25 protein-coding genes are annotated in these 25875 nt (G+C 65.3%); 11 read left to right on the top strand and 14 right to left on the bottom strand.

Going from position 1 to position 25875, the window contains the following annotated elements; translation table 11 throughout:
- The first annotated feature begins 13 nt into the window (after positions 1-13).
- Positions 14-1420 carry a helix-turn-helix domain-containing protein gene (locus tag V7Q53_RS05385; RefSeq protein ID WP_333827432.1) on the top strand — a complete coding sequence of 469 codons (1407 nt, stop codon included), beginning with the start codon at positions 14-16 and terminating at the stop codon, positions 1418-1420.
- Positions 1421-1482: 62 nt separating this feature from the next.
- On the opposite strand, the gene V7Q53_RS05380 is transcribed toward V7Q53_RS05385, so the two are convergent.
- The 6 genes from V7Q53_RS05380 to betI form a co-directional block, all read right to left on the bottom strand.
- Positions 1483-1725, bottom strand: coding sequence for a YdcH family protein (locus V7Q53_RS05380; protein ID WP_333827430.1), 243 nt, complete (start codon positions 1723-1725; stop codon positions 1483-1485).
- Positions 1726-1787: 62 nt separating this feature from the next.
- The gene (locus V7Q53_RS05375) at positions 1788-2351 is read right to left on the bottom strand and encodes a hemerythrin domain-containing protein (protein WP_333827429.1); all 564 of its coding nucleotides are present in this window, start codon (positions 2349-2351) and stop codon (positions 1788-1790) included.
- Complete coding sequence (locus V7Q53_RS05370) at positions 2348-3046, bottom strand: thermonuclease family protein (protein ID WP_442954417.1); 699 nt, start codon at positions 3044-3046, stop codon at positions 2348-2350. Before V7Q53_RS05370 ends, V7Q53_RS05375 begins: the two co-directional genes overlap by 4 nt.
- A gap of 54 nt (positions 3047-3100) precedes the next feature.
- Positions 3101-4753 carry a choline dehydrogenase gene (gene betA / locus V7Q53_RS05365; RefSeq protein WP_333827427.1) on the bottom strand — a complete coding sequence of 551 codons (1653 nt, stop codon included), beginning with the start codon at positions 4751-4753 and terminating at the stop codon, positions 3101-3103.
- Between the two features lie 22 nt (positions 4754-4775).
- The gene (gene betB, locus V7Q53_RS05360; protein ID WP_333827424.1) at positions 4776-6227 is read right to left on the bottom strand and encodes a betaine-aldehyde dehydrogenase; all 1452 of its coding nucleotides are present in this window, start codon (positions 6225-6227) and stop codon (positions 4776-4778) included.
- Positions 6224-6811 (bottom strand): choline-binding transcriptional repressor BetI, encoded by a 588-nt coding sequence (gene betI / locus V7Q53_RS05355; RefSeq protein ID WP_333827423.1) that lies wholly within the window; start codon positions 6809-6811, stop codon positions 6224-6226. Before betI ends, betB begins: the two co-directional genes overlap by 4 nt.
- Before the next feature lie 141 nt (positions 6812-6952).
- On the opposite strand from betI, the gene choX reads away from it, so the two are divergent.
- The 4 genes from choX to choV are packed head-to-tail and all read left to right on the top strand — an operon-like array spanning position 6953 to position 10718.
- Positions 6953-7879 carry a choline ABC transporter substrate-binding protein gene (gene choX, locus V7Q53_RS05350; RefSeq protein ID WP_333827421.1) on the top strand — a complete coding sequence of 309 codons (927 nt, stop codon included), beginning with the start codon at positions 6953-6955 and terminating at the stop codon, positions 7877-7879.
- Positions 7879-8760 carry an alpha/beta fold hydrolase gene (locus V7Q53_RS05345; RefSeq protein ID WP_333827420.1) on the top strand — a complete coding sequence of 294 codons (882 nt, stop codon included), beginning with the start codon at positions 7879-7881 and terminating at the stop codon, positions 8758-8760. Before choX ends, V7Q53_RS05345 begins: the two co-directional genes overlap by 1 nt.
- 36 nt (positions 8761-8796) lie before the next feature.
- A complete protein-coding gene (gene choW / locus V7Q53_RS05340; protein ID WP_333827419.1) occupies positions 8797-9642 on the top strand; it encodes a choline ABC transporter permease subunit in 846 nt (281 codons plus the stop codon).
- Positions 9639-10718 (top strand): choline ABC transporter ATP-binding protein, encoded by a 1080-nt coding sequence (gene choV, locus V7Q53_RS05335; protein WP_333827418.1) that lies wholly within the window; start codon positions 9639-9641, stop codon positions 10716-10718. The genes choW and choV overlap by 4 nt, the downstream gene beginning before the upstream one ends.
- A gap of 36 nt (positions 10719-10754) precedes the next feature.
- Here choV and V7Q53_RS05330 read toward each other — a convergent pair whose 3' ends face one another.
- Together V7Q53_RS05330 and V7Q53_RS05325 are read right to left on the bottom strand one after the other, a co-directional pair.
- Positions 10755-11225, bottom strand: coding sequence for a CAP domain-containing protein (locus V7Q53_RS05330; protein ID WP_333827417.1), 471 nt, complete (start codon positions 11223-11225; stop codon positions 10755-10757).
- A 41-nt stretch (positions 11226-11266) separates the two neighbouring features.
- Positions 11267-12190, bottom strand: coding sequence for a DMT family transporter (locus tag V7Q53_RS05325; RefSeq protein WP_333827415.1), 924 nt, complete (start codon positions 12188-12190; stop codon positions 11267-11269).
- Between the two features lie 177 nt (positions 12191-12367).
- Here V7Q53_RS05325 and V7Q53_RS05320 point away from each other — a divergent pair, with 177 nt between their 5' ends.
- Positions 12368-13060: a nitroreductase family protein gene (locus V7Q53_RS05320; RefSeq protein ID WP_333827413.1), complete on the top strand. Its 693-nt coding sequence runs from the start codon at positions 12368-12370 to the stop codon at positions 13058-13060.
- A gap of 3 nt (positions 13061-13063) precedes the next feature.
- On the opposite strand, the gene V7Q53_RS05315 is transcribed toward V7Q53_RS05320, so the two are convergent.
- The 4 genes from V7Q53_RS05315 to thrS form a co-directional block, all read right to left on the bottom strand.
- On the bottom strand, positions 13064-14842 hold the full coding sequence (locus tag V7Q53_RS05315) for an SLC13 family permease (protein ID WP_333827411.1): 1779 nt from the start codon (positions 14840-14842) through the stop codon (positions 13064-13066).
- On the bottom strand, positions 14829-15749 hold the full coding sequence (locus tag V7Q53_RS05310; protein WP_333827410.1) for a DMT family transporter: 921 nt from the start codon (positions 15747-15749) through the stop codon (positions 14829-14831). The genes V7Q53_RS05315 and V7Q53_RS05310 overlap by 14 nt, the downstream gene beginning before the upstream one ends.
- Positions 15749-16567: a TIGR00282 family metallophosphoesterase gene (locus tag V7Q53_RS05305; RefSeq protein ID WP_333827408.1), complete on the bottom strand. Its 819-nt coding sequence runs from the start codon at positions 16565-16567 to the stop codon at positions 15749-15751. The genes V7Q53_RS05310 and V7Q53_RS05305 overlap by 1 nt, the downstream gene beginning before the upstream one ends.
- 163 nt (positions 16568-16730) lie before the next feature.
- The gene (thrS, locus tag V7Q53_RS05300; RefSeq protein WP_333827407.1) at positions 16731-18677 is read right to left on the bottom strand and encodes a threonine--tRNA ligase; all 1947 of its coding nucleotides are present in this window, start codon (positions 18675-18677) and stop codon (positions 16731-16733) included.
- A 154-nt stretch (positions 18678-18831) separates the two neighbouring features.
- On the opposite strand from thrS, the gene V7Q53_RS05295 reads away from it, so the two are divergent.
- Positions 18832-19578: an alpha/beta hydrolase gene (locus V7Q53_RS05295; protein ID WP_333827405.1), complete on the top strand. Its 747-nt coding sequence runs from the start codon at positions 18832-18834 to the stop codon at positions 19576-19578.
- 7 nt (positions 19579-19585) lie between these two features.
- Here the strand turns inward: V7Q53_RS05295 and serS are convergent, their stop codons facing one another.
- Positions 19586-20875: a serine--tRNA ligase gene (serS, locus tag V7Q53_RS05290; protein ID WP_333827404.1), complete on the bottom strand. Its 1290-nt coding sequence runs from the start codon at positions 20873-20875 to the stop codon at positions 19586-19588.
- A 154-nt stretch (positions 20876-21029) separates the two neighbouring features.
- Here serS and gatC point away from each other — a divergent pair, with 154 nt between their 5' ends.
- The 4 genes from gatC to V7Q53_RS05270 are packed head-to-tail and all read left to right on the top strand — an operon-like array spanning position 21030 to position 24303.
- Positions 21030-21320 (top strand): Asp-tRNA(Asn)/Glu-tRNA(Gln) amidotransferase subunit GatC, encoded by a 291-nt coding sequence (gatC, locus tag V7Q53_RS05285; RefSeq protein WP_333827403.1) that lies wholly within the window; start codon positions 21030-21032, stop codon positions 21318-21320.
- The gene (gene gatA, locus V7Q53_RS05280; protein ID WP_333827402.1) at positions 21317-22798 is read left to right on the top strand and encodes an Asp-tRNA(Asn)/Glu-tRNA(Gln) amidotransferase subunit GatA; all 1482 of its coding nucleotides are present in this window, start codon (positions 21317-21319) and stop codon (positions 22796-22798) included. The genes gatC and gatA overlap by 4 nt, the downstream gene beginning before the upstream one ends.
- A 32-nt stretch (positions 22799-22830) precedes the next feature.
- Complete coding sequence (locus V7Q53_RS05275) at positions 22831-23616, top strand: hypothetical protein (RefSeq protein ID WP_333827401.1); 786 nt, start codon at positions 22831-22833, stop codon at positions 23614-23616.
- 12 nt (positions 23617-23628) lie between these two features.
- Positions 23629-24303, top strand: coding sequence for an N-acetylmuramoyl-L-alanine amidase (locus V7Q53_RS05270; protein WP_333827400.1), 675 nt, complete (start codon positions 23629-23631; stop codon positions 24301-24303).
- A 158-nt stretch (positions 24304-24461) separates the two neighbouring features.
- Here V7Q53_RS05270 and V7Q53_RS05265 read toward each other — a convergent pair whose 3' ends face one another.
- The gene (locus tag V7Q53_RS05265; protein ID WP_333827399.1) at positions 24462-25763 is read right to left on the bottom strand and encodes a DUF3422 family protein; all 1302 of its coding nucleotides are present in this window, start codon (positions 25761-25763) and stop codon (positions 24462-24464) included.
- Between the last annotated feature and the right edge of the window lie 112 nt (positions 25764-25875).

The following is a 25875-nucleotide window of genomic DNA, read 5'->3' as shown; positions in this document are numbered from 1 at the left end:
TGCCGAGGCCGCCATGCCTGTCCAGAAGCTATATGCCGGTTCCAAACTGCGCGAAATCCGCACCCGGCTGCAACTGACCCAGAAGGAATTTGCGGCCCGGATGGGGGTATCGCTGCCCTATCTGAACCAGATGGAGAATAACAACCGCCCCGTTTCAACCGCCGTTGTGCTGGCGCTGGCGCGGGAATTCGGCACGGATGTCACCGAGCTTGCCACCGGTGACAGCGAGCGGATGGTCTCTGACCTGCGCGAGGCGCTGGCGGACCCGGTGTTTCCCAGCCCCGGCCCCAGCATGGCTGACCTGCGGCTTGTTGCCTCCAACGCACCGGGGGTGGCGCGGGCGCTGCTGGCGCTGCATCACGCCTACAGGCAAAGCCATGAGCGGCTGGCCTCGCTGGATGAGGCGCTGGGTCAGGGTGACCGGCCGCAGCGCGCCTCGCCCTGGGAAGAGGTGCGCGACTTCTTCCATTATTGCGACAACTACATTGATGCGGTTGATCGGGCAGCGGAACATTTCGCGCAGGGGCCGGGAAATACCGATGAAAAGATCGCCCGGATGCTGGAGAAGCGCGGGATATCCTTGCACTTTTCGGATAGCAGAATGCTGCGGAACTACGATCAGGCGCGTAAATCTATCACTTTATCAACTTTATCCCCTGTCGAGACCCGGCGCTTCCAGTTGCTCCACCAGATCGCGCTTCTGACCCAGGCTGACCTGCTGGATGCCACGCTTGATCTGGCGCGCTTCCAGTCAGACGAGGCCCGCGCCATCGCCCGGATCGGGCTGGCGAATTATTTTGCCGGGGCGGTGCTTCTGCCCTATCGCGTCTTTCTGGAGGCAGCGCAGCGCTCGCGCCATGATCTGGAGGAACTGGCGGATCGCTTCGGGGCCTCGGTCGAACAGGTCGCGCACCGGCTTTCCACCCTGCAACGGCCCGGGGCGAAGGGCGTGCCGTTCTTCTTTGTCCGCGTCGATCAGGCTGGCACGATCACCAAGCGCCATTCCGCCACGCGGCTGCAATTCGCCCGCTACGGCGGGGCCTGCCCGCTGTGGAATGTGCATCAGGCCTTCGAAACCCCGGGGCGTTTTCTGCGCCAGCTCGCTGAAACACCCGACGGTGTGCGCTACTTCTGCCTTGCGCGCGAGGTCACCAAACCCGGCGGCTCGTTCCGCGCGCCGGTGCAGCGCTATGCGATCGGTCTGGGCTGCGAAATCCGCCATGCCGAGGCGCTGACCTATGCCGATGACATGGACCTGACGCATCCGCAGGCTTTTGTGCCGATCGGCATTTCCTGCCGGATCTGCGCAAGGCCGGATTGCCACCAACGCTCGGTCCCGCCGCTGGAGGCCGCGCTGCGCATCGACCCGGACAAGCGCGGCATGCTGCCCTATGCGATCGTGAATACGCAGGATATCTAGCGGCATTGCGAACGCAAGACGGGGGGCAATGCCCCCGTCTCACACCGCCCTGCGATATGACTTCAGCTTTCCTGACGCAGAATGCCGGCGATCTCATCCTTCAGCGCAAGGCGCTTGCGGCGCAGCTCGGTCTCCGCTTCTTCCGTGATCGGTTCAATCTTGCTTTCGGCGCGATGAACCGCGCGGTTCACCTCGTGGTATTCCTCAGCCAGCCGGGCGAAATGCGGGTGCGAGACCTTCAGCGCGTGCAGCTTCCCGGCATGTTCGGGAAACTCTTCGGCAAGATCATGGGGGGTATGCGACATGGGAGCCTCCTGTTTCTGGGCCCCAAGCTATCGGCGCGCCCCCGCTGCGCCCTTGATCTGGATCACAATCTGAAACCGTGATGCAGAATAACCGGCACAACCAGTTCCTCTTCATCGGTCAGGTGCCGGTCAAGGAAACGGCCAAAGCCGCCCAGCCGGGTTTCCAGCGCCCCGGCGGCATCCGTCGCCGGGCGCTTTTCACTGATAGCGCGCAGCAGGGCGTTGGTGTCGTCGGTCAGGCCCTGCAAATGGGCATCCAGCGCGTGATGATCGGCATCAAGAATCTCAAAGCCGCGCTCCAGCCGCGTTTCGGCGGCAGAAAGTTTCGGAAAATAGTGGTGATCTTCGATCTGATGGTGCCCGTGCAACTGATTGATCAGGAAGCCCGCCAGCTGCGCAGTGCGCCCGGCATGGGCCTGAGCGGCGATATTTCCGTCCAGAAAGGCGCGGGTATCGCCTTGCAACTCAGCCAGAACCTGCCGGAACATCAGATGGCGTTCCAGCCAGAAGCGGGTCAGCCCGTCAAAATTGCTGTGCGCTTGCCAGAGGTCGCGCGGATACTGCTCCAGCAGGACGCGCAGCGCATCGGGCAGCCCCGCGCGGGTTTCCAGATCAAGTGGGTTCATCGTCGCGCCCTCCGCCAGCCAGCCGTGCGGGCCTGTTCTTCGGTGCAGAACCAGCGCTCGCCGCGTGTGGTGTCAATCTGTGTCCGGTCATAATCGCGCTGGCCCGGCAGGTGATAGATACGCCCGTTGGCGGAAATGTTTCCCTTGATGGTGCAATCCCCCGGTGCAGTCTGCGCAGAGGCCTGCGCGACAGCCTGATCCTGTCGCCATTGCGCCGGGGGCACAAGCCCGGCTTCGCCCTGTTCCCACAGCCCCCGCCCCGCCCGCCGGGCGCGGTCTTCCTGCCCGGTATAGGCGTGCGAATACCGGCGATAGGCCACCGCAGCCCCCGCTTCCACCATGGCCGCGCCCAGATCCTGACCGCCCGCGCTGCAGGCGGCCACCAGCCTGCCATAGCGGTCGCGCTCAACCCCGGTGCAGCTGAGCGCCGCGCCGCCGATCATCTGCACCAGCGCATCGCGGGCCCATTCACCGCAGGGCCAGTCCCCCGCCGGTGCCGCGCAGGTCTGCCGCATCTCGGGCGCATCAATGCCGTGCAGCCGCACCCGCTCACCGCCGACATCCAGCGTGTCACCGTCGATCACCCGTGCCTGCCCGGCCAGCACCATCCCCGCCGCGGAGGGATGCGCCATAGGCTGCGCCGCCGGAATCACCAGCGCCACCATAAGAACCAAGAAAGAACGAAGTGTTAACATGCCCCCGATCTAGGCCGGGGCACGGTGGGGATCAATGCAAACCCTGCGAAAGAGTTAACGCTGGGCGATTTTCCACTGAGGGTGCGTCCATGGCACCACATTCGCGCGGGGCAGCGGCTGACGGCACAAGATATGGTCGGCGATCTTTTCGCCGGTCATGATCGTGGGCGCATTCAGATTGCCGTTGGTGATGCGCGGAAAGACCGAGCTGTCAGCCACCCGCAGCCCCTTCACGCCGATTACCCGCCCCTCGGCATCCACCACCGCCATCGGGTCATCGCGCCGCCCCATCCGCGCCGTGCCGCAGGGATGATAGGCGCTCTCAACATGCGCACGGATGAAATCATCCAGCGCGGCATCGTCCTGCACCGCCGGGCCCGGCTGAATCTCATGCTTGACATAGGGCGCCATAGCCGGTCGCGCCATGATCTCGCGGGTGAGGCGGATGCAGGTGCGGAATTCGGCCCAGTCATCCGGGTGGCTCATGTAGTTGAAGCGGATTTCCGGCGCATCCTCGGCCCGGCCGGAGCGCAGCCGCACCGTGCCCCGGCTCTTCGAGCGCATCGGGCCGACATGAGTCTGAAAACCATGACCCTCGGCGGCGGCGGTGCCATCATAGCGCACGGCAATGGGCAGAAAATGGAACTGGATATCGGGATAGGCCTTGCCCGCGCCGGAGCGGATAAAGCCCGCAGCCTCAAACTGGTTGGAGGCGCCGGGGCCGGTGCCCGCGAACAGCCATTGCGCGCCCACCCATGCCTTTCCCCAGATATTCCAGTATTTGTAAAGGGTTATCGGCTGGCTGGCGGCGAATTGCAGATACAGCTCCAGATGATCCTGCAGGTTGGCACCCACGCCGGGGCGGTCGGCGACCACCGCGATCCCATGCTCAGACAGATGTTCGGCAGGGCCGATGCCCGACAGCATCAACAGCTTGGGCGTGTTGATCGACGAGGCCGCCAGCACCACCTCGCGCCGCGCCGTCACGCGCCGCCCGTCTGCCAGCTCCACGCCCTCCGCGCGCCCCTCACGCAGGATCACCTTTGCTGCCAGTCCGCGCACCAGTTTGCAGCGCCCGGTGCGCAGCGCCGGTTTCAGATAGGCCTTGGCCGCCGACCAGCGCGTCCCGCGCCAGATCGTGGCCTCCATCGCGCCGAAGCCTTCCTGCTGCTCGCCGTTGTAATCGGCGGTCACCGGATAGCCCGCCTGTGCCCCGGCCTGAATGAAGGCGTTGAACAGGGGGTTCTGGCGGTTGCCGCGCGTGACATGCACCGGCCCCTTGGTGCCGCGCCAGCTGGCCTCGGCGCCCATGTCGCCCTCGGCGTGCCAGTTCTCCATCCGTTTGAAATAGGGCAGCACATCGGCATAGGCCCAGCCCTGCGCGCCCTGCTCTTCCCAATGGTCGAAATCGCAGGCATGACCCCGCACATAGACCATCCCGTTGATGGAGGAAGACCCGCCCACCACCTTGCCGCGCGGCGTGGCCAGCACCCGCCCGCCCAGATAAGGCTCAGGTTCGGTTTTCAGGCCCCAGTCATAGCGTGACATGTTCATCGGGTATGACAGCGCGCCGGGCATCTGGATGAACGGCCCGGCGTCAGAGCCGCCGAATTCGACCACCAGCACCGAATGCCCGGCCTCGGCCAGCCGGTAGGCCACTGCCGAACCGCCAGACCCCGCGCCGATGATCACAAAATCCGCTTCCATCACTGTCTCCGAAACGGCCCCCTCAGTAAGGCGCGTCAACCGGGCCCATGCCCACATAGACCGACTTGATCTGCGTATAATGCTCGACCGCCGCCTTGGAATTCTCACGCCCCACGCCGGACATCTTTGAGCCGCCGAAGGGGGCCTCGACCGGGGCGAGGTTATAGGCGTTGATCCAGCAGGTTCCGGCCTCCAACTGGCCGACAACCCGGTGTGCGCGGGTCAGATCGCGGGTGAAAACGCCCGCTGACAGGCCGAACTCGGTGTCATTGGCTCGCGCGATCACCTCTTCCTCGGTGTCGAAATCCAGCACCGCCATCACCGGGCCAAAGATTTCCTCGCGCGCGATGGTCATGGCGTCGGTCACATCGGCGAAGACGGTGGGCTGCACATAGCAGCCCGGCCCGTTGAGGCGCGCACCACCGGTGACCAGTCGTGCCCCTTCGCTCTGCCCGGCCTCGATAAAGAACAGCACCTTTTCCATCTGCGCGGCATTGACCAGAGGGCCCATCTGCGTGGCCTCATCCATCGGATCGCCCAGCACAATCGCCTCGGTCCGCACCTTCAGCCGTTCCAGAAACCGCTCCTTGATGGCGCGCTGCACGAACACCCGTGTGCCGTTCGAGCAGACCTGCCCGGCGGAATAGAAATTGCCCAGCATCGCGCCGCCAATGGCATCTTCCAGATCGGCGTCATCAAAGATGATCAGGGGGGATTTGCCGCCCAGCTCCATCGTGACATTGCGCACGCCCTCGGCCGCAGCGGCATAGACCTTGCGGCCCGTCGGCACCGACCCGGTGAGCGAGACCTTGGCCACACGCGGATCGGTCACCAGCGCGGCACCGACCGTCCCGCGCCCCTGCACCACATTGTAAAGCCCGGCAGGCAACCCGGCCTCGTGCAGGATCTCGGCCACTTTCAGCGCGCAGAGCGGCGTCACTTCGGAGGGTTTGAAAACCATCGCATTGCCAAAGGCCAGCGCGGGTGCGGCTTTCCAGCAGGCGATCTGGGTGGGGTAATTCCACGCGCCGATACCGACGCAAACGCCCAGCGGCTCACGGATCGTATAGACGAAATCGCGGCCCAGCGGGATGGATTCGCCCGTCACCGTGGCCGCCATGCCGCCGAAATACTCCAGCGCATCGGCGCCCGATGTCGCATCGGCCACCAGCGTTTCCTGCAAGGGCTTGCCGGTATCCAGCGTCTCCAGCACCGACAATTCGCGGTTGCGCTCACGGATGATCGCGGCGGCGCGCTGCAGGATGCGCCCGCGCTCAACGGGCATCAGCCGCGCCCAGTCGCGCTGCGCGCGCCGGGCTGAGGCCAGCGCGCGGTCGATGATGTCAGGCGTGGCCTCATGCAAACGGGCGATGGTTTCGCCGCTTGCCGCATAGACCACGTCGATCGGCGCACCTGCGTTGTCTTCGACATAGGCGCCGTCGATGAAATGGCTGGCCGTTGGTTGTGCCTTCATGCCCGCGCCCCCTTGTTCAGCGCCAGCGCCAGATATTCCTCCACCCGCCGGGCCGCCGCCGTGCCATCGGGGGTATCGCGGCCCAGAACGGCATGCAGATAGGCCCCGTCGATCATTGCCGCGATGGAATGGGCGACATTGTCCGCTTCATCGCCCAAAAGCGGGCGCAGCGCGTGGCGCAGGTTCGATACGATACGGCACTGATACACCGCCAGCAGCCTGCGCGCATGCGGCTGCGACTGGGCGAGAACGTAGAAGTTCAGCCAGGCCGAAATCACCTCACGCCGGAAGCTGCCGGGCGAGAAGGAGGCGCGGATCACGGCCAGCGCGCGGCCCTCAGGGCCATTGGCGGCAGCCAGCGCACCGCGTACCTCGGCACCATAAAGCGTCATCACATGGCGCATGGCGGCCAGAAACATCGCCTCTTTCGATCCGAAGTAATGATGCGCCAGCGCCGAGGACATGCCCGCGCGCTTGGCGATGCGGCTGACCGTCACTTCCAGCGTGCCGACATGGCCGATCTCGGCAATTGTTGCCTTGATCAGCGCCGAGCGTCGTATAGGTTCCATTCCAAGCTTGGGCATTCTTCTGTCCCGTCTGCCGTGTCTGAAAGGGCAGGACAGGCCCGCCAAACCGTAAAATATCAAGAAAAACCTTGTCACCGAGCTAACCGATTGTTTATTGACTCGTCAATCAACAAAAACACCAACCAGCAGGAGAACGCCATGCGCCGCCTTTCCGCCCTTGCCGCAACCACCGCCCTGACCCTCGCCGCCGCGCCCGCCTTTGCCAATTGTGACAGCGTGCGCTTCTCCGATGTGGGCTGGACCGACATTACCGCCACCACCGCCGTCGCCACCACGGTGCTGGATGCGCTGGGATATCAGACCGAGGTGCTGCTGCTGTCGGTGCCGGTGACCTATACCTCGATGGCCAACGGCGATATCGACGTGTTCCTTGGCAACTGGATGCCCACGATGGAGGCCGATATCGCGCCCTACCGTGAGGCAGGCACCGTCGATACCGTGCGCCGCAATCTGGCGGGGGCGAAATACACGCTGGCCGCCAATGCCGCTGCCGCCGGGCTGGGAATTGCCGATTTCGCTGATATCGACGCGCATCGTGACGCGCTTCAGGGCCGCATCTATGGCATCGAGCCGGGCAATGACGGCAACCGCCTGATCCTTGACATGATCGAGGCCGACGCCTTTGGCCTGTCGGGCTTTGAGGTTGTCGAAAGCTCGGAACAGGGGATGCTGGCGCAGGTGCAGCGCTCTGAGCGGCGTGACGAACCGATGATCTTTCTGGGGTGGGAACCGCACCCGATGAACGCCAATTTCGACATGACCTATCTTGCCGGTGGCGATGACTGGTTCGGCCCCGATTTCGGCGGCGCCGAGGTTTACACCAACACCCGCGCGGGCTTTGTCGGGGAATGCCCGAATGTCGGCCAGTTCCTTGAAAACCTCGAATTCACGCTGGCGCTGGAAAACGAGATCATGGGCACCATCCTTGATGACGGGACCGAGCCGGGCGAGGCCGCGCGCGCCTGGCTGGCCGCCAATCCCGATGTGCTGGGCCCCTGGCTGGAAGGGGTGACCACCCGCGACGGCGGCGATGCGATGGAAGCAGTCACGGCGGCGCTGAACTGATGCGCGGTCTGCGTATTGCAGCGGCAGCCGCCGCGCTGGCCAGCCTTCTGGCGGGCGCTGGCATGGCCGACATCCCCAGTCAGGACGGGTGGCGCGATGCGCGCCAGCAGGTCACGCTGCCTTCCGGCATCACGCTGAGCTATGTGCAGATGGATCAGGGGCCGGGCCGGCCTCTGGTTCTGGTCCATGGCTATTCCGACAACAGCCGCGCTTGGTCGCTGCTGGCGCCGCATCTGGGTGAGCGGCCGATCTATGCGGTCGATCTGCGCGGGCATGGCGGCTCGGACGCGCCCGCATGCTGCTATGGGCTTGATTCGCTCTCAGATGACCTGATCGGCTTTATCGAGACGCTGGAACTGGGCAGCGTCGATCTGGTCGGCCATTCGCTGGGTTCGATGACTGCCGCTGTCACCGCCGCTCTGCGCCCTGATCTGGTCAACCGGCTGGTGCTGATCTCAACGGCGCTGAACCTGCCGCAACCGGCGGCGGAATGGCTCTGGGAAAACCTGCCCGCCCTGCCCGACCCAATCGACCCTGACAGCCAGTTCATGCTGGACTGGTATTGGAACCCCAACCCGGTTGACCCCGATTTCATCGATCGCGAACGGGCTGAATCAGCCGCGATGCCGCGTCAGGCGTGGCTGGGGGTGCTGACCGGGCTGACCCTTGCCGACTGGCGCGGCCTTGCCCCGCGTATCGAGGCGCCGGTACTGGTTCTGTGGGGTGATCAGGACGGCTTTTTCGGTGTCGACGATCAGGAAGCACTACGCGCCGCCCTGCCTGAGGCCGGTTTCGTCAGCTATGAGGGCTATGGCCACAACATGTTCTGGGAAATGCCCGAAACCGTGGGCGCGGCCCTGACCGATTTTCTGGCGCCCTGAGGCGCCGGGAAGAAACATCAGAACGGATATCAGCATATGGATCTGGTTCAGCTGATCCTTGACGCCAAGATCCCGGTGGGGCGCTCGGTCGCCAGCGGGTTTACCTGGCTTCAGGACAATTTCGTGGGCTTCTTCGATGCGGTCGAATATGGGCTGCGGCAAAGCATCGGTACGCTTTCCGCGGTGCTGACCACGCCCCATCCGTTGATCATCATCGCCGTGTTCGCCGCCCTCACCTATCTGCTGCAGCGCCGCCTTCTGCCGGTGGCGATTGTCGTGGTCTGTGCGCTTTTCGCCCTCAATCAGGGCTACTGGGGCCTGACGATGCAGACGCTGACACTGGTGCTTGGCTCCTGCGTCATCTGCATGGGAATCGGGGTGCCTTTGGGCATCTATTCGGCGCATCACCCGCGTTTCTACCGCGCGCTGACCCCGGTGCTGGACCTGATGCAGACGCTGCCCACCTTTGTCTACCTCATCCCGGTGCTGGTGCTTTTCGGACTGGGGATGGTGCCGGGGCTGGTGGCGACGGTGATCTTTGCGATGCCCGCCGCGATCCGGCTGACGGAACTGGGCATCCGCTCTACCCCCACCGCGCTGTCCGAGGCCGCGACGGCCTTTGGCGCGACCAACATGCAGCGCATCTTCAAGGTGGAGCTGCCCTGGGCCTTCCCGCAGATCATGGCGGGGCTGAACCAGACGATCATGCTGTCGCTGTCGATGGTGGTCATCGCCGGGCTGGTGGGGGCGCCGGGGCTGGGCGTGCCGGTGGTGCGCGCGCTCAACTCGGTCAATGCGGCGCTGGGGTTTGAATCGGGCGCGGTGATCGTGGCGGTGGCGATCATGCTGGACCGGATGTTGCGGGTGGAGCGCAAGGCATGAACGAGCAGAAAGAAACCCCGAAACAACCCGCGGTCTCATTCCGCAATGTGTCGATTGTCTTTGGTGACAACCCGTGGAAGGCCATCCCGCTGATGGAAACCGGGCAGAGCCGGGCCGATATCCAGAAGCAAACCGGCCAGATTCTGGGCGTGCATGATTGCACACTGGACGTGGCCGAGGGTGAGATACTGGTGCTGATGGGGCTGTCCGGTTCCGGCAAATCCACGCTTCTGCGCGCCGTCAACGGCCTGAACCCCATCGTGCAGGGCGAGGTGGAGGTTCATGATGGCGACTGGCACTGCACGCTGAGCGATGCCAGCCGCGATGAGCTGCGCCACCTTCGCCGGGAATGCGTGGCGATGGTGTTCCAGCAATTCGGCCTGCTGCCCTGGCGCTCGGTGCGCGAGAATGTCGGGCTGGGGCTGGAACTGGCGGGTATGGGGCGGCGCGCGCGGCGCGAGCGCATCAACGAGCAGCTTGAACTGGTAGGGCTGACTCAGTGGGCTGACCGCCGCGTGGCTGAGCTTTCAGGCGGTATGCAGCAGCGCGTGGGGCTGGCGCGTGCCTTCGCCACCCGCGCGCCGATCCTGCTGATGGATGAGCCGTTCTCGGCGCTTGACCCGTTGATCCGCACCCGGTTGCAGGACGAACTTCTGGACCTGCAACAACGCCTGCAACGCACGATCATCTTCGTCAGCCACGATCTGGACGAGGCGTTCAAACTGGGCAACCGCATCGCCATCCTGGAGGGGGGGCGGATCATCCAGTGCGGCACCCCGTCCGAGATTTACACCAACCCGGCCAATGATTACGTCGCCGATTTCGTGGCGCATATGAACCCGCTGGGGGTACTGCGCGCCGCAGATGCCGCCGTGCCACCGCCGCGCCCCGCCCCCGCCGGACTGACCCTGCCCGCCGACACGCCGCTGCGTCTGGCGATGGAGACGCTGGTGAAGGCGAAAGGGCCGGTGCTGCTGACCGAGGGCGGTCGGGTGACCGGCATGCTGACCGAGTCCAGCGCGATACGGGCGCTGGTTGCCCCGCGCGGCAGCGACACGCCGCAGTCGCATGGTTGACGGAGCGGGGCTGTCGGGCGGGCAGTTCTGCACCAGTCAGCCCGGCCGCGCCGCGATCATCACCCAGTAAAGCATGCCGTCACCGCCACGGGCAACGCCCAGCCCCACCTCCTGCATGCCCGGCGACAGGATGTTGTCGCGGTGCCCGGGTGAACCCATCCAGGCCGCCACCACCGCCGCCGCACTTTCAAGGCCCGCCGCCAGATTTTCACCCGCCAGCGCCGCCCGATATCCCGCGCGCCACAGCCTTGTGCGAAGCCCGGTGCCCAGAATCCCGCGATGGCTGATCTGTCCGCGCCGGGCCAGCGCGCAGGCATGGCCCTGCGCCGCGCTTTCCAGCCGGTCCGAACGCGCCCAGCCCGCTAGCCCAGCGCGCGCGCGCTCTGCGCTCAGGCCCGCCTGCGCCTCAGCGCGCAGGGCCGGGGCATTGGCCGGAACCGTGCAGGCCGGTGCCTGCGTTGCACCTGCCACCAACAGCACCGCAATCAGCATCGACCGCAACCGCACCCGCTTCCCCCCTCTGAACCGCTGCCCGCAGACCTCTGGCCTCAGACTTCTGGGGGACGTGCCTTCAGCGCCCGCCCCTCGGCCCGCGCCATCGCCTGTTCGCGCAACGCGATGAAGATTACCGCGCCCACGATCACCCCGCCACCCATGATGACATACAGGTCCACCGGCTCGGCGAAGAACAGCGCGCCCAGCGCAACCGCCCAGACCAGTTGCAGCGCCGTCACCGGCTGGGTGACCGAGATCGGCGCCGATGCAAAGGCCATCGTCATCGCGTAATGCCCGGCCGTGGCAAAGCAGGCGACCATCGCCAGCCATGCCACCTCGGCCCAGGTGACGGGCACCCAGACGACGAAGGCAAAGGGCGCCAGGCCCAGCGTGACGAAAATAGACAGCATCCCCACCACCACCGAGGGCGGCACCACCCCAGTCATGCGTTTGGCGATCAGATAGCTGCCGGAAAAGAACACCGCATTGAGCACCATCGCCAGATGCCCCGGCGAAACCTCGCGCAGGCCGGGGCGCAGGATGATCAGCGCCCCCAGAATGGCCGCCGCGATGGCCGCGATCCGGCGCAGGCGCAGCCGCTCCCCCAGAAACAGCGCGGCCCCCAGCGCAATACCGACCGGCGTCAGGTAGCCCATGGCAGTCACCTCGGCCAGCGGGATGCGGGTCATGGCGTAGAACCACAGCATCACGCCAAAGGCATGAAACAGGCCGCGCACCCCGAACAGGCCCCAGTCCCTTGGCGCAAGGTGCATCTGGCGGAAGGCAGGCACCACCGGCAGCAGAAAGACCAGCCCCAGCAGGTAGCGCAGAAAGGCCGATTGCGGGGCCGGCATCGCATTCCCCATAGATTTGACCGCTGCGGTGACCGCCACAAAGCAGAGCCCCGCCAGAATCATCCACAACACCCCGAGAACGGGGCGAGCAGGCGCAACCTCAAAAGTATTTAACGCGTTCATAATCAGAAAGAAGACCCCGGATTGCCGCCGATTGCAAGCGGTTGCGGCATTTGGCGGGTGGGAAGCAGGGCCGGAATGCCAGCAACTGGCCCTTGGCAGAAGGGCTTGACGGGCACGCACCGCATCCGTTCAACTGCACGCCGCACACCCATGCCGCGCAACCAGAAGGAAAACCCCATGTCCGGCACCGAGGCCCCGCTGCACTACACCCCCCTGCCCCTGCCTGACCGCGTGCAGCTTGCCCCGGATGCCGCGCTTGAGGCAGCACAAAGCCATCTGGCCTATATGCGCAAACGCCATTCGGTGCGTGATTTCACCACTGATCCGGTGCCGCAGGCGGTGATCGAGGCCTGTATCGCAGCCGCCGGAAGCGCCCCCTCAGGCGCCAACCATCAGCCCTGGCATTTTGTGGCCATCGCTGACCCGGCCATGAAGGCGCGCATCCGCGCGGCGGCTGAGGCCGAGGAAACCGAGTTTTACGCGGGCGGCGCAGGCGCGGAATGGTTGCGCGCGCTCGAACCCATCGGCACCGGCGCCGACAAGCCGCATCTGACCACCGCGCCATGGCTGATCGTGGTCTTTGCCCAGCGCCACGGCCTGACGTCTGAGGGTGAGCGGTTCAAGCATTACTATGTGCCCGAAAGCGTCGGCATCGCCACCGGCTTCCTGATTTCGGCGCTGCACCATGCCGGGCTGGTCTGCCTGACGCATACGCCCAACCCGATGAAATTCCTCAATACCCTGTGCAACCGCCCCGCGCATGAAAAGCCCGTCATGATCCTGCCCGTGGGCTACCCCGCCCCGGACGCCGTGGTGCCCGCCATCGCCAAGCGCAAGAAGCCGCTGGGCGAGATCATGAGCGTTTTCTGACGTTCAGAGCGGGAAGAAGAACGGGATGACCACGGCCGCCGTCAGCGCCATCAGCACATTGAGCGGCACACCGATGCGCAGGAAATCGGTGAATCGATAGCCGCCGGGGCCATAGACCAGCGTGTTGGTCTGATAGCCGATCGGTGTTGCGAACGAGGCCGAGGCCGCCAGCATCACCGCCACCACCAGCGGGCGCGGATCAACCCCCAGCGACTGCGCCAGACCGATGGCGATGGGCGTCAGGATCACCGCGACCGCGTTATTGGTCACCACCTCGGTCAGGAACGAGGTCAGGGAATAGATCGCCAGCAACACCAGCCAGGGCGCCATTCCTACCATCAGCGGGCTCACCTGCGCCACGATCATCGACACCGCGCCCGAAGCCTCAAGCCCCGCCCCCACCACCAGCATGCCAAAGATCAGCGCCAGCAACCGGCCATCGACAAAGCCAAAGGCCTCATCGGCATCAATGCAGCGCGTGACCAGCACCACGGCCACCCCAAGGAACGCCAGAATGTGGATCGGCGCCAGATTGAGCGCCGACAGCCCCACCACCGCCGCCAGCACACCGATGACGATGGGCGCGTGGCCCCGCCGGTAGGCGCGTTCCGAAGGGGCGCCGATCTCGATCATGTCCATGTCGGTGGCCAGACGCCGGATATCCTCCATCGCGCCTTCCAGCAGCAGCGTGTCGCCCACCTGCACCACCAGATCATCCAGCTGCCGCCCGATGTTGTGGTTCCGGCGATGCACCGCCAGCGGATAGACCCCGTAGCGCCGCCGCAAGCGCAACTGCCCAAGCGAGCGCCCGACCATCTTGCAACCCGGCGAAATCAGCACCTCCACCGTGGTGGTGCGCACGCTTGAAAGCTGGTCAACCAGCCGCACCTCAGGGTTGGCCTGCAGGCCCAGAATTTCGGACATCTGGGTACGCAGTACCACCCGGTCACCGGCCTGCAGCGCAACCTCGGCCAGCCCGCGCCTGAGCGAGGCATCGCCGCGCAGCACGTCGATCACGCGCGCCCCCTCGCGCTTGAACATGTCGATCTCGGCGATCTGCTTGCCGATCAGCGCCGAACCTTCGGGCAGTGCCACCTCGGTGAAGAACTTCATCGGCGCCCGGTCCGCCAGCAGCGCGGTCATCGAATCGCGCTCAGGCAGCAGATGGCGGGCAAAAAGCGCCAGATAGGCCACCCCCACAAACGCCATCACCACACCGACGCCCGAGATTTCAAAAATCCCGAACGGCTCCATGCCGCCGCGCTGCGCCACCCCGTCGACCAACAGGTTGGTCGAGGTGCCGACAAGCGTGATGGTGCCGCCAAAAATGGCAAAATAGCTCAGCGGGATCAGCAGCTTGGAGGGTGAAACACCCAGCGACTTGGCCAGTTGCATGAAGATCGGAATCATCACCACCACAATCGGCGTGTTGTTCACGAAAGCCGAAAGGCCCAGTACCGTGAAGGTAAGCGCCGCAAGCGTCGCCAGCGGGCGCCGCGTGGCGTGGCGCGCGGCGAATTGCGAGATGCCGTCCAGCGCCCCGGTGCGCACCAGCCCGCCGACGACAATGAACAGCGCCGCAATGGTCCAGGGGGCAGGGTTGGCAAAGACCGCCATCGCCGAATCATAGGGCACGATGCCCAACACCAGCATCAGCGCCGCGCCCATCAGCGCCACAACCTCCACCGGGAAGGTTTCGCGCATGAACATCGTAAACATGCCTGCCACGATCAGGATCGCCGCAAACGCCTGCGCCCCCGGCCAGAGTTCAAATCCGAGCATCGATCACCTCTGTCTGTGCCAGCGCGCGCCGCGGCTGCACCAGGAACAATCCGACAAAAAGCGCCGCAAGCGCGGCCCATACCGATACCGAATACCGTTCCCCCAGCAACAGCATGGCCCAGACCACCCCGCTGCCGGTCACAACATAGGCCACCTGCGCGCCGAAAACCGCCCCGGCATGGCGCAGAAGGGCGATGTAGCCCACAAAGGCCCCCATCGACAAAAGCCCGGCGGCAATCACGGCCATCTCGCCGCGCCCGATACCCGCCAGCGGTGAGCGCAGACCACCGAACACTCCGGCCAGCGGCAGCAGGAACAGAACCGCCACCACCGACCCCGCCCAGAGCACCTGAACCGGGTTGGCCCCGCGCGCCGGTGATGAGGCCACATACATTCCCTCGAACGCATAGAACAGCGGCGCCAGCGCGCCCACCAGCACCCAGACCCAAAGGCCCGGCGCGGGCAGGCTGTCCGCCCCGGGCGCGATCAGCAGCACGATGGCCAGCGCACCCAGCATCACGCCCGCCAGACGCACGGCACTGAACCCCTCAGCCCGGACCACCAGCGCCAGCGGCAAGGAAAAGACCGGCACCAACGAGATCACGATCGACATGATCCCGGCGGGCAGATGCGTGGTGCCGGTGAACGAGGCCCATTGCGGCAGCGCGATCCCCAGCAGGCCCACCACCGCGTAAAGCCGCAACGAGGCCGGATCAAGCGGCAGGCGGCGCAACTGCCCGCGCAGGCCAAGGTAGGAGCCAAGCACAAGAATGCTCAGGCTGCCTGACCACAGCGCAACACCCAGCGCCCCATGCCCGGCAAGGGTCGCGGTCTTGACCAGAGGTGTCGTGATCCCCCAGGCGCCGCCAATGGCCAGCAAGGCCAGATAGGGCAGCGCCGCGCGCATCACGCCTGCGGCCCGATCGGCTGCAGGCGCCCGCCCACGCGCACCGGGGTCACGCTCAGCGCCTTGCCGGTCTTGTCATCGGTCTGCACGAACACCCCGCTCAGCGTGGCCTCGCCCACCGCCGGCTCAAACCGTTTTGAGGGCATGCCAGTGATGAAACGGCGCAGGGGTTCATCCTTCTGCATGCCGATCACGCTGTCATAATCGCCGCACATCCCGGCATCCGTCTGATAGGCGGTGCCGCCGGGCAGGATCATCGTATCGGCCGTGGGTACATGGGTATGCGTGCCCACCACAAGGCTCGCGCGCCCGTCGCACCAGTGGCCGATGGCCATTTTCTCGGATGTCGCCTCGCAATGCACATCCACCAGCACGGCCTGCGCGCGCGCGCCCAGCGGATGGGCGCGCAACACCGGCTCAATGGCCGAAAACGGGTCATCGAAGGGGCGTTTCATGAACACCTGCCCCAGCACCTGCGCCACCAGCACCCGCCGCCCGTCTGCCAGATTGAACAGCCGCGCGCCCTGCCCCGGCGCAACCTTGGAAAAGTTGATCGGGCGCAGCAGGCGCTGTTCCTTGTCAATATGCGAGATCATCGCCTTCTGATCAAAGGCATGATCCCCCAGCGTCACGCAATCCGCGCCCGCCTCGAACAGGTCCTTCGCATGGTCCGGCGAAAGCCCCGCACCCGAGGTCGCGTTTTCGCCGTTGATCACCACGAAATCGAGGCCCCAGTCGCGCCTGAGCGCGGCCAGCCGCTCGGCTACCGCCTTGCGGCCTGACCGGCCCATTACATCACCCAGAAAAAGAATCCGCATGGCGCAGACTTACGGCGCAATTGGCGGCGAGGAAAGGGCCTTGGCGCCGCAGGCCCTCGACAATGTTTGCCGGTTTTCCGGCACCTGCCCTGCCCGCCGCTTCATCTTGCCAAAAATACGCTGGGGGGAGCCGAAGGCGGGGGGCAAAGCCCCCCTTCCCCGCTCAGCGCAGATCGGGCGGGGCGGCCTCGGCGGCCAGCGCAGCCACCAGCGCCTCAAGCGCCACGGTTTCCGTGCGGTTTTCGCCCAGACGGCGCACCGACACCGTGCGCTCGGCCACTTCGCGCGCGCCCAGCGCCAGAATCACCGGCACCTTGGCCAGCGAATGCTCGCGGACCTTGTAGTTGATCTTCTCATTGCGCAGATCGCCCTCGGCGCGGATACCGGCGGCACGCAGCGCCGTCACCACTTCATGCACGAAATCATCGGCATCCGACACGATCGAGGCCACCACCACCTGACGGGGGGCCAGCCACAGCGGCAGCTTGCCTGCATAGTTTTCGATCAGCATACCGATGAAGCGCTCGAACGAGCCCAGCACCGCGCGATGCAGCATGATAGGGCGATGTTTCGCGCCGTCAGCGCCAATATAGCTGGCGTCCAGCCGCTCGGGCAGGTTGGGGTCCACCTGCAGGGTGCCGCATTGCCAGTCGCGGCCAATCGCATCGGTGAGCACAAATTCCAGCTTGGGGCCGTAGAATGCGCCCTCGCCCTCGAATATCTCATAGCTATAACCTGCCGCCTTTACGGCGCTGGCCAGCGCGGCCTCGGCGTAGTCCCAGCTTTCCTCGGTGCCGATGCGTTTTTCGGGGCGCGTCGACAGTTTGATTCGCCATTTCGTGAAGCCCAGATCGTCATAGATGCGCGACAGCAGGTTGATGAACTTGCGCGATTCCGCTTCGATCTGCTCTTCGGTGCAGAAAATATGCGCGTCATCCTGCGTGAAGCCGCGCACCCGCATGATGCCGTGCAACGCGCCCGAAGGCTCATAGCGGTTGCAGCTGCCGAATTCCGCCAGCCGCAACGGCAGGTCACGGTAGCTTTTCAGCCCGACATTGAAGATCTGCACATGGCAGGGGCAGTTCATCGGCTTGAGCGCGTTCACCGTCTTTTCGCGCGCATGGTCTTCCTCGACCTCGACGATGAACATATTCTCCTGATAATTCTCCCAATGCCCTGATTTTTCCCACAAAACCCGGTTAACAACCTGCGGGGTATTCACCTCGTCATAGCCATCGCGGCGCTGCTGGCGGCGCATGTAATCCTGCAGCGTCGTATAGATCGTCCAGCCGGCGGGATGCCAGAACACCTGCCCGGGGGCCTCTTCCTGAAAATGGAACAGGTCCATTTCGCGGCCAAGGCGGCGGTGGTCGCGCTTGGCAGCCTCTTCCAGCATGGTCAGATGGGCCTTCAGATCATCGCGGTTCTTGAAGGCAAGGCCGTAGATCCGTTGCAGCATGGGCCGGTTGCTGTCGCCGCGCCAATAGGCACCGGCCACCGACATCAGCTTGAAGGCATCGGCGGGCACCTGGCCCGTATGTTGCAGATGCGGGCCGCGGCACAGGTCCTGCCAGTGCCCGTGCCAGTACATCCGCAGCGGCTGGTCACCGGGAATACCCTCAATCAGCTCGATCTTATAGTTTTCGCCGGATTGTTGGTAATGTGCAATCGCGCGCGCACGGTCCCAGACCTCGGTTTTCACCGGGTCGCGCAGATTGATGATTTCCCTCATCTTTTTTTCGATGATGCCAAGGTCTTCGGGTGTGAAGGGTTCAGCGCGGTCGAAATCGTAATACCAGCCGTCCTTGATCACCGGGCCGATCGTGACCTTCACCTCAGGCCAGATCTCCTGCACGGCGCGGGCCATGATATGCGCAAGGTCATGGCGGATCAGTTCCAGCGCCTGCGCATCATCATTCATGGTGTGAATGGCGATGGCTGCATCACGCCCGATGGGCCATTGCAGGTCCCAGTGCTGGCCGTCGATGCTGGCGGAGATCGCCTTCTTGCCCAGCGAGGTTGAAAGGGCGCTCGCCACCTCGGCGGGTGTCACGCCCGCGTTGAACGCACGTTTATTGCCATCGGGGAATGTCAGGGAAATCTGGCTCATAGGCCTCTCCTCGTCGTTTTGGCGCCCACGGAACGCCCGGTTGCGGGTATGTCGGCGCTTCTTCTGCGCGTGGGCGGCGGGCGTGTCAAGCGGCTGCGGGGCGTGACGCGGGTGGCGCGGGCTGCTATCCCTGCCGCAAAAGGAAGGAAGCACCATGAGCGCAGCACAGCACCTGATCACGCCGCATGGCCGGACCATCGCCTATCACCAGAGCGCGGGCAAAGGCCCCGGCGTGGTGTTTCTGGGCGGTTTCAAGTCAGACATGGGCGGCACCAAGGCAGTCTTCCTGCAGGACTGGGCCGAACAGCGCGGCCGAGCCTTTCTGCGCTTCGATTACTCGGGCCATGGCGAAAGCAGCGGTGATTTTCTGGACGGCTGCATCGGCGACTGGGCCGGGGATGCCATGAGTGCGATCAGCACCCTGACCAAGGGGCCGCAGGTGCTCGTCGGCTCCAGCATGGGGGGCTGGATATCCCTTCTGGTAGCCCGCGCCCTGCCTGAGCGGGTGGCGGCGCTGGTGGGCATTGCCGCCGCGCCCGACTTCACCGAAGACAGCATGTGGGGCAGCTTTGACGCGGCGCAGCAGGCGGCGTTGCTGCGCGACGGTCAGGTTGCGCTGCCGTCGGACTATGCGGATGAGCCCTATATCATCACCCGCCGCCTGATCGAGGACGGGCGCGACCAGCTGGTGCTGCGCGCGCCCCTCAACCTGCCCTTCCCGGTGCGGCTGCTTCAGGGATCAGAGGATACCGATGTGCCGGTCGCAGTTGCGCTGCGTCTGTTTGACCACGCCACCAGCCCCGATCTGCGCCTGACGCTGGCCAAGGGCGCCGATCACCGCTTTTCCGACCCTGAATGCCTGAGCCTGCTGGCCCAAACCCTTGATGCGCTGGTGCTGTAAGGCGCCGCTAAACCAGCACACCCTCGGGCGAGATGCGGGTCTTACCGCCCAGCCAGGGATGCAGCGCCTTGGGCAGATCAACCGAGCCATCTTCCTGCTGCCCGTTCTCCAGCACCGCAATCAGCGTGCGCCCCACGGCCAGCCCGGAGCCGTTCAGCGTGGCGACAAACTCAGGCTTGCCGCCGCCAGGCCGGTAGCGCGCATTCATCCGCCGCGCCTGAAAGGTGCCGCAGGTGGAGCATGAGCTGATCTCGCGATATTTGCCCTGCCCCGGCAACCAGACCTCGATATCATGGGTCTTCTGGCTGCCAAAACCCATGTCGCCTGTGCACAGAACCACAGTGCGATAGGGCAGCTCCAGCTTTTGCAGAATGGCTTCGGCGCAGCCCGTCATGCGCTCATGCTCGGCCAAAGCCTGATCAGGCGCACAGATCGTCACCATCTCGACCTTCTCGAACTGGTGCTGGCGCAGAATGCCGGTGGTATCCTTGCCCGCCGACCCGGCCTCAGACCTGAAGCACTGGCTGTGCGCGGTCATGCGCAGGGGCAGCGTGCTTTCCTCGACAATCTCACCGGCGACAATATTGGTCAGCGTCACCTCGGATGTGGGGATCAGCCACCAGCCGTTGGTGGTCTGATAGCTGTCTTCGGCGAATTTGGGCAGGTTGCCGGTGCCATACATCGCCTCATCGCGCACCAGAACCGGGGTCCAGACTTCGGTCAGATCATGCTCAGTGGTGTGGGTGTCCAGCATGAACTGTGCCAGCGCGCGGTGCACCCGGGTCAGCGCGCCTTTCAGCACCATGAAGCGCGAGCCTGACAGCTTGGCCGCCGTCGCAAGGTCCAGCACCGGCTTCACGCCGCCGATGTCGAAATGCTCTTTCGGGGTGAAGGCGAAATTGCGCGGGTTGCCCCAGCGGCGGATTTCGACATTGTCACCCTCATCGCGCCCCTCGGGCACTTCATCGAGCGGCAGGTTGGGGATCTCGGCCAGCATGGCGCGCAGGCGCGCATCCTCGGCCCCGGCCTCGTCGTTCAGGCGCGCAACCTCGGCCTTCTTCTCGGCCACCAGCGCGCGCAGGCGTTCAAACTCGGCGTCATCGCCGCGCGCCTTTGCCGCCCCCACCTCTTTGGAGGCGCGGTTCTGTTCTGCCTGCGCGGTCTCGGCGGCGTTGATCTTTGTGCGCCGCGCCTCATCAACCGCCAGAAGCTGCGACGACAGCCCGGGCAACCCGCGACGGGCCAGAGCGGCGTCGAACTGTTCAGGGTTTTCGCGGATGGTGCGGATGTCGTGCATGGGAACTCCTGCAATGGTCTGGCCCCTCCTATGCAACAATCCGCGCCGCAGGTGAAGAGTGCGCGCTTTCCGCCGCGCCCATCGCTTGCACCTTGGCCCCGGCGCGGCTAAACCCGGGCGCAACCGTCCGATGACACCCGCAAAGGGAAGCCCCATGTCCACCATCGATCTGGAAACCGCGCGCCGTGTGGCCAAGCTGGCGCGCATTGCCGTGCCGGAAGAAAACCTGCCCGCCCTTGCCGGTGAGCTGTCGAATATCATCAACTTCATGGAACAGCTCAACGAGGTGAATGTGGACGGGGTAGAGCCGATGACCTCGGTCACGCCGATGCGGCTGAAGCGCCGTCAGGATGGCGTCACCGATGGCAATATGCAGGCGAAAATCCTGTCCAACGCCCCCGATGCCCGCGAGGGCTTCTTTGCCGTGCCGAAGGTGGTGGAATGAGCAAGCTGAACGCCCTGACAATCGCCGATGCCCGCGACGCCCTGCGCAAGGGCGATGTCACCGCCGTGGAACTGACCGGCGCCTGCCTGAACGCCATCGAGGGTGCGGGCGCGCTGAATGCCTTCGTGCACAAAACGCCCGATCTGGCGATGGACCGCGCCAAAGCTGCTGATGAGCGCCTGAAAGCGGGCGATGCACCCGCGATGTGCGGCATTCCCGTCGGCATCAAGGACCTCTTCTGCACCGAGGGCGTGCCCAGTCAGGCCGCTAGCCGCATCCTGCAAGGCTTCCGGCCCGAGTATGAATCGACCGTTTCCGCGCAGCTGCGCGATGCGGGCGCGGTGATGCTGGGCAAGCTGAACATGGACGAATTCGCCATGGGCTCGTCGAACGAGACCTCTTGCTATGGTGATGTGATCAACCCCTGGAAGGTGGACGAGCGGCAACTGACCCCCGGTGGCTCCTCTGGTGGGTCAGCCGCAGCGGTGGCGGCCGATCTGTGCCTTGGTGCAACCGGCACCGATACCGGCGGCTCCATCCGCCAGCCTGCGGCCTTTACCGGCATCGTGGGGATCAAACCGACCTACGGGCGCTGTTCGCGCTGGGGGATCGTGGCCTTCGCAAGCTCGCTCGATCAGGCCGGGCCGATGACGAAAACCGTGCGCGACGCCGCGATCATGCTGGGCGCGATGTGCGGGCATGACGCAAAAGACAGCACCTCCGCCGACCTGCCGGTGCCTGATTTCGAGGCCGCACTGAACGGCGATATCCGGGGCAAGAAAATCGGCATCCCGCGCGAATACCGGATGGAGGGCATGCCCGCCGAGATTGAAAAGCTCTGGTCTGACGGGGCGGCCATGCTGAAGGATGCAGGCGCGCAGATCGTCGATATCTCGCTGCCGCACACCAAATACGCGCTCCCCACCTATTACGTCATCGCCCCCGCCGAGGCATCAAGCAACCTCGCGCGCTATGACGGGGTGCGCTACGGCCACCGCGCCACGCTGGCGGCAGGCGACGGCATCACCGAGATGTATGAGAAAACCCGCGCCGAAGGCTTCGGGCCTGAGGTTCAGCGCCGGGTGATGATCGGCACCTATGTGCTGTCGGCGGGCTTTTATGACGCCTATTACAACCGCGCCCGCAAGGTCCGCGCCCTGATCAAGCGAGACTTCGAAGAGGCTTTCGCGCAGGGAATTGACGCCATTCTTACCCCGACCACCCCCTCGGCGGCCTTCGGGCTGGGCGAAATGGCCCATGCCGACCCGGTGGCAATGTATCTCAACGATGTGTTTACGGTGACCGTGAACCTCGCCGGGCTGCCTGGCATTGCCCTGCCCACCGGGCTGGACGGCAAGGGCCTGCCGCTGGGTCTGCAACTGATCGGCCAGCCCTGGGGTGAGGCGGAGCTTCTGAACACCGCTCACGTTTTGGAGAAAGCGGCCGGTTTTGTTTCCAAACCCGCCCAATGGTGGTAATCTCGCGAAAAAAAGCGAGCAGAGGCATTGGAATGCGGTTTTTGACACTGGCGGGCGCCGTCGCCCTTCTTGGCCTGCCTGCCTGCATGGGCGACACTGGCGTGGCAACTTATGGCGGCGTCTCTGCGGGCGTGGGCTTTGGCGATTATCAGCGCTACCTGCATGAGCGGGAGAGTGCGGGCACCAACGCGCCCTATTCCGTCCCGCCACAGGGGGGCGCACCGGCCCCGTTCGTGCCCCAGTCCGGGTTCCAGCAGGCGCCCATCCAGCAGGCCCCGCTTCAGCAGCAGATGCCCGCCTCCGGCACTCCGATGGCCGCGCCGATGGCTGCCGGTTCGGCAGTGTCATCCCAGCCGCCCACTGGCAACGCTCCCGCCTTCGGCACCACGCCCACGTTCAACGCCGGGCCGGGCGTGCGCCCGGGCCTTTCCGATGAACAGGATTTTGAGGCCGTCGCCGCCCGCGAAACGATCGAAAGCGACCGCGCCCGCCTTGACCAGCAGCGCGCGCAGTATCAGATCGTCGCGGTCGATACGGTGCCGGACCGCTCGGTCAGCTCAGGGCCGAATGTCATCGACTATGCGCTCAGAACCACCCACCGCGTCGGCGAGCAGCAATACCGCCGCCTGAACCCGCTGCGCTGGAGCCGGTGGGAAAACAACTGCCTGCGCTACCACAATCAGGACGCCGCGCAGGAAGCCTTCCTCGCTGCAGGCGGCCCCGAACGCGACTCCAACCATCTTGACCCTGATGGCGACGGCTTCGCCTGCTGGTGGGACCCCACGCCATACCGTCAGGCAATGCGCGCCAGACAATGACCGGGCCTGACAATGACCCGGCCTGACGCTGCGGGCGCCCTCTGGCACCCCTCGCCCAACACCGGCCCGCGCCGCGACGGTCTGCGCCCTGAACTGGTGGTGCTGCATTACACCCAGATGCAAGGCGCGTTGCCCGCGCTCACCCGGCTTTGTGCGCCTGAGGCACAGGTCTCCGCGCACTACCTGATCGGCGCCGATGGTCAGGTCTGGCAGATGGTCAGCGAAGCGATGCGCGCCTGGCATGCGGGGGCGGGAAGCTGGCGCGGGCAGGAGGATATCAACTCGCGCTCCATCGGGATCGAGCTGGACAATGACGGCGACAGCCCTTTTGCGGCAGCCCAGATGCTGACGCTTGAACAGCTTCTCTCCGGCGTTCTCGCGCGCTGGTCCATCCCGCCCGCAGGTGTCATTGCGCATTCCGACATGGCCCCTGAGCGCAAGTCCGACCCGGGCCCGCGCTTTGACTGGCACCGACTCGCCCGCCTCGGCCTCTCGGTCTGGCCGGGGCCGGATGGTGACCGCGACGCCCCGCTCGCCCCCTCCCTGACACAGATCGGCTACCCGGCGGTTGCACCCGACCTGCGCCTTGCCGCCTTCCGCCTGCGCTTCCGCCCCGGCCACAAGGGCCCCGAGGATAGCACCGACCGTGCCCGCGCCGCCGCCCTCGCCGCGTTGTTGCAAAAGTGACATTATCCGCGCCGGATACGCCCAATCTCGTATAAAATTGATTGAAAATTGAACAGCTAGCGCGCCATTCACCTGTTCAAAAATATCCTGGGGGTGAATGGGCCGCAGGCCCAGAGGGGGCAACGCCCCCTTCGCGCCGCCTCCTCATGAACGCCGGCTCACTCCAGCCCACGCCGGATGCGGCGCAGCGCCAGCCAGACCGCCAGCACCACCAGCGGCGTCAGCACCGCCATCAGTCCGGTCTTGCCCATCCCCAGCGGCTCAGCAAGGGGCAAGGCCAGATTGGCCCCCAGCCCCACCGCGTAATAGCTGATCGCCACAACCGACAGCCCCTCAACCGTATGTTGCAGCCGCAGTTGCAGATCGGCGCGGCGGTCCATGCTTTTCAGAACCGCCTGATTCTGCGCAGACCGCGCCACCTCTACCTGCGTGCTCAAAAGCCGCCCGGCCCGCATCGCGCGTTCCGACAGGGTTGCCAGCCGCCCCTCGGCGGCCTTGACCGTGCGCATTGCCGGGTCAAACCGGCGCTGCATGAATTCGGCCAGGGTCTGGCGGCCCTGAAACCGCACCTCGCGCAGCACCGAGATGCGGGCATGGACCAGCGCCTCATAGGCCCGCGTTGCGCCAAAGCGGAACGAGGCCGACATTTCCAGCTGTTCAAGCTGAGCCGAGACCGCCATCAGCGCTTCCAGCGCCTCTTCCGGGCGCGGCAGGCCTGCTGCCATATCCGCCACCAGCGCCGCCAGTCGCCGGTCCAGCGCGCCCATCCCCTCTGATACCTGCCGCGCCCGCGCCAGCCCCAGCATCGACATGGTCTTGTAGGTTTCGATCTCGCACAGGCGCTGCACGATCCGGCCCACACGCTGCGGCCCAGTGGCAGGGTGCACGAAAACCGCCAGCCGCACATGCCCCGCCGGATCGATGCGGAAATCCGACGCCACGATCCCGGCGCCGTCCAGCACCAGCGACACCGCAAGGCTTTCGGCGACGAACCATGCGCCCAGCCGCGCGGCGACCGCCTCCTCATCCAGCTTCCCGTTCTCATCCACCGGCAGATGATCGACCATCAGCAGGACCGAGGTCACCCGCACCCCCGGCGCGGCCTCTAGCCAGTCGGCGGGGAAGACATCGAACAGCGCCGGGTCAAAGGGGCGCAGCGGCAGGCCGGGGGAAAAGGCAGTGAAGGTGGTGAATTCGGTGTGGTTTTCCCATTTCAGCCCGTGCCGTCCGATCTGGCAGCCGTGATGCGTGGCCTCCGGGGGCGGATGGGTCGCGCCGGTGCGGCCCAGCAGATCCAGCAGATGCGCGCGGTCCTGCCCCCGGTCACGGGCCACGGCGTCCTGCTCGGGCTTGAGGGCCAGAAACACGGCCGTGCCCGGCACCGGGATGAGGGGCGCGGGGCGGGCGTGCAATTCGTTGGTCAGCGAATAGCGAAGCGGATGATCGGTCAGGGGCGGCATGGGCGAACCTATGAGGATATCCCTGCTTAGCCAGTCGCGCCCCGCCCTGAAAAGCCCCGCGTGCCGCAATGGGGGCCGCAGGCGCAGTACACCGTGGTATCCTTGCTTTTGT

It is taken from the genome of Pararhodobacter sp. (assembly GCF_036802785.1).
Taxonomy (GTDB): Bacteria; Pseudomonadota; Alphaproteobacteria; order Rhodobacterales; family Rhodobacteraceae; genus Pararhodobacter.
The sequence above is the reverse complement of the archived record's forward strand: the minus strand, read 5'-3'. Positions and strand labels throughout refer to the sequence as shown.

What these genes read in the sequence shown, in the direction of transcription:
- V7Q53_RS05345 (WP_333827420.1), top strand. Translation starts at nt 7,879, where the DNA reads ATGCGCGGTCTGCGTATTGCAGCGGCAGCCGCCGCGCTGGCCAGCCTT.
- betA (WP_333827427.1), bottom strand. Translation starts at nt 4,753, where the DNA reads ATGGAAGCGGATTTTGTGATCATCGGCGCGGGGTCTGGCGGTTCGGCA.
- betB (WP_333827424.1), bottom strand. Translation starts at nt 6,227, where the DNA reads ATGAAGGCACAACCAACGGCCAGCCATTTCATCGACGGCGCCTATGTC.
- V7Q53_RS05315 (WP_333827411.1), bottom strand. Translation starts at nt 14,842, where the DNA reads ATGCTCGGATTTGAACTCTGGCCGGGGGCGCAGGCGTTTGCGGCGATC.
- thrS (WP_333827407.1), bottom strand. Translation starts at nt 18,677, where the DNA reads ATGAGCCAGATTTCCCTGACATTCCCCGATGGCAATAAACGTGCGTTC.
- choV (WP_333827418.1), top strand. Translation starts at nt 9,639, where the DNA reads ATGAACGAGCAGAAAGAAACCCCGAAACAACCCGCGGTCTCATTCCGC.
- V7Q53_RS05370 (WP_442954417.1), bottom strand. Translation starts at nt 3,046, where the DNA reads ATGTTAACACTTCGTTCTTTCTTGGTTCTTATGGTGGCGCTGGTGATT.
- V7Q53_RS05320 (WP_333827413.1), top strand. Translation starts at nt 12,368, where the DNA reads ATGTCCGGCACCGAGGCCCCGCTGCACTACACCCCCCTGCCCCTGCCT.
- V7Q53_RS05385 (WP_333827432.1), top strand. Translation starts at nt 14, where the DNA reads ATGCCTGTCCAGAAGCTATATGCCGGTTCCAAACTGCGCGAAATCCGC.
- V7Q53_RS05310 (WP_333827410.1), bottom strand. Translation starts at nt 15,749, where the DNA reads ATGCGCGCGGCGCTGCCCTATCTGGCCTTGCTGGCCATTGGCGGCGCC.
- V7Q53_RS05305 (WP_333827408.1), bottom strand. Translation starts at nt 16,567, where the DNA reads ATGCGGATTCTTTTTCTGGGTGATGTAATGGGCCGGTCAGGCCGCAAG.
- V7Q53_RS05380 (WP_333827430.1), bottom strand. Translation starts at nt 1,725, where the DNA reads ATGTCGCATACCCCCCATGATCTTGCCGAAGAGTTTCCCGAACATGCC.
- betI (WP_333827423.1), bottom strand. Translation starts at nt 6,811, where the DNA reads ATGCCCAAGCTTGGAATGGAACCTATACGACGCTCGGCGCTGATCAAG.
- gatA (WP_333827402.1), top strand. Translation starts at nt 21,317, where the DNA reads ATGAGCAAGCTGAACGCCCTGACAATCGCCGATGCCCGCGACGCCCTG.
- choX (WP_333827421.1), top strand. Translation starts at nt 6,953, where the DNA reads ATGCGCCGCCTTTCCGCCCTTGCCGCAACCACCGCCCTGACCCTCGCC.
- V7Q53_RS05265 (WP_333827399.1), bottom strand. Translation starts at nt 25,763, where the DNA reads ATGCCGCCCCTGACCGATCATCCGCTTCGCTATTCGCTGACCAACGAA.
- V7Q53_RS05295 (WP_333827405.1), top strand. Translation starts at nt 18,832, where the DNA reads ATGAGCGCAGCACAGCACCTGATCACGCCGCATGGCCGGACCATCGCC.
- V7Q53_RS05325 (WP_333827415.1), bottom strand. Translation starts at nt 12,190, where the DNA reads ATGAACGCGTTAAATACTTTTGAGGTTGCGCCTGCTCGCCCCGTTCTC.
- V7Q53_RS05375 (WP_333827429.1), bottom strand. Translation starts at nt 2,351, where the DNA reads ATGAACCCACTTGATCTGGAAACCCGCGCGGGGCTGCCCGATGCGCTG.
- choW (WP_333827419.1), top strand. Translation starts at nt 8,797, where the DNA reads ATGGATCTGGTTCAGCTGATCCTTGACGCCAAGATCCCGGTGGGGCGC.
- V7Q53_RS05270 (WP_333827400.1), top strand. Translation starts at nt 23,629, where the DNA reads ATGACCCGGCCTGACGCTGCGGGCGCCCTCTGGCACCCCTCGCCCAAC.
- serS (WP_333827404.1), bottom strand. Translation starts at nt 20,875, where the DNA reads ATGCACGACATCCGCACCATCCGCGAAAACCCTGAACAGTTCGACGCC.
- V7Q53_RS05275 (WP_333827401.1), top strand. Translation starts at nt 22,831, where the DNA reads ATGCGGTTTTTGACACTGGCGGGCGCCGTCGCCCTTCTTGGCCTGCCT.
- gatC (WP_333827403.1), top strand. Translation starts at nt 21,030, where the DNA reads ATGTCCACCATCGATCTGGAAACCGCGCGCCGTGTGGCCAAGCTGGCG.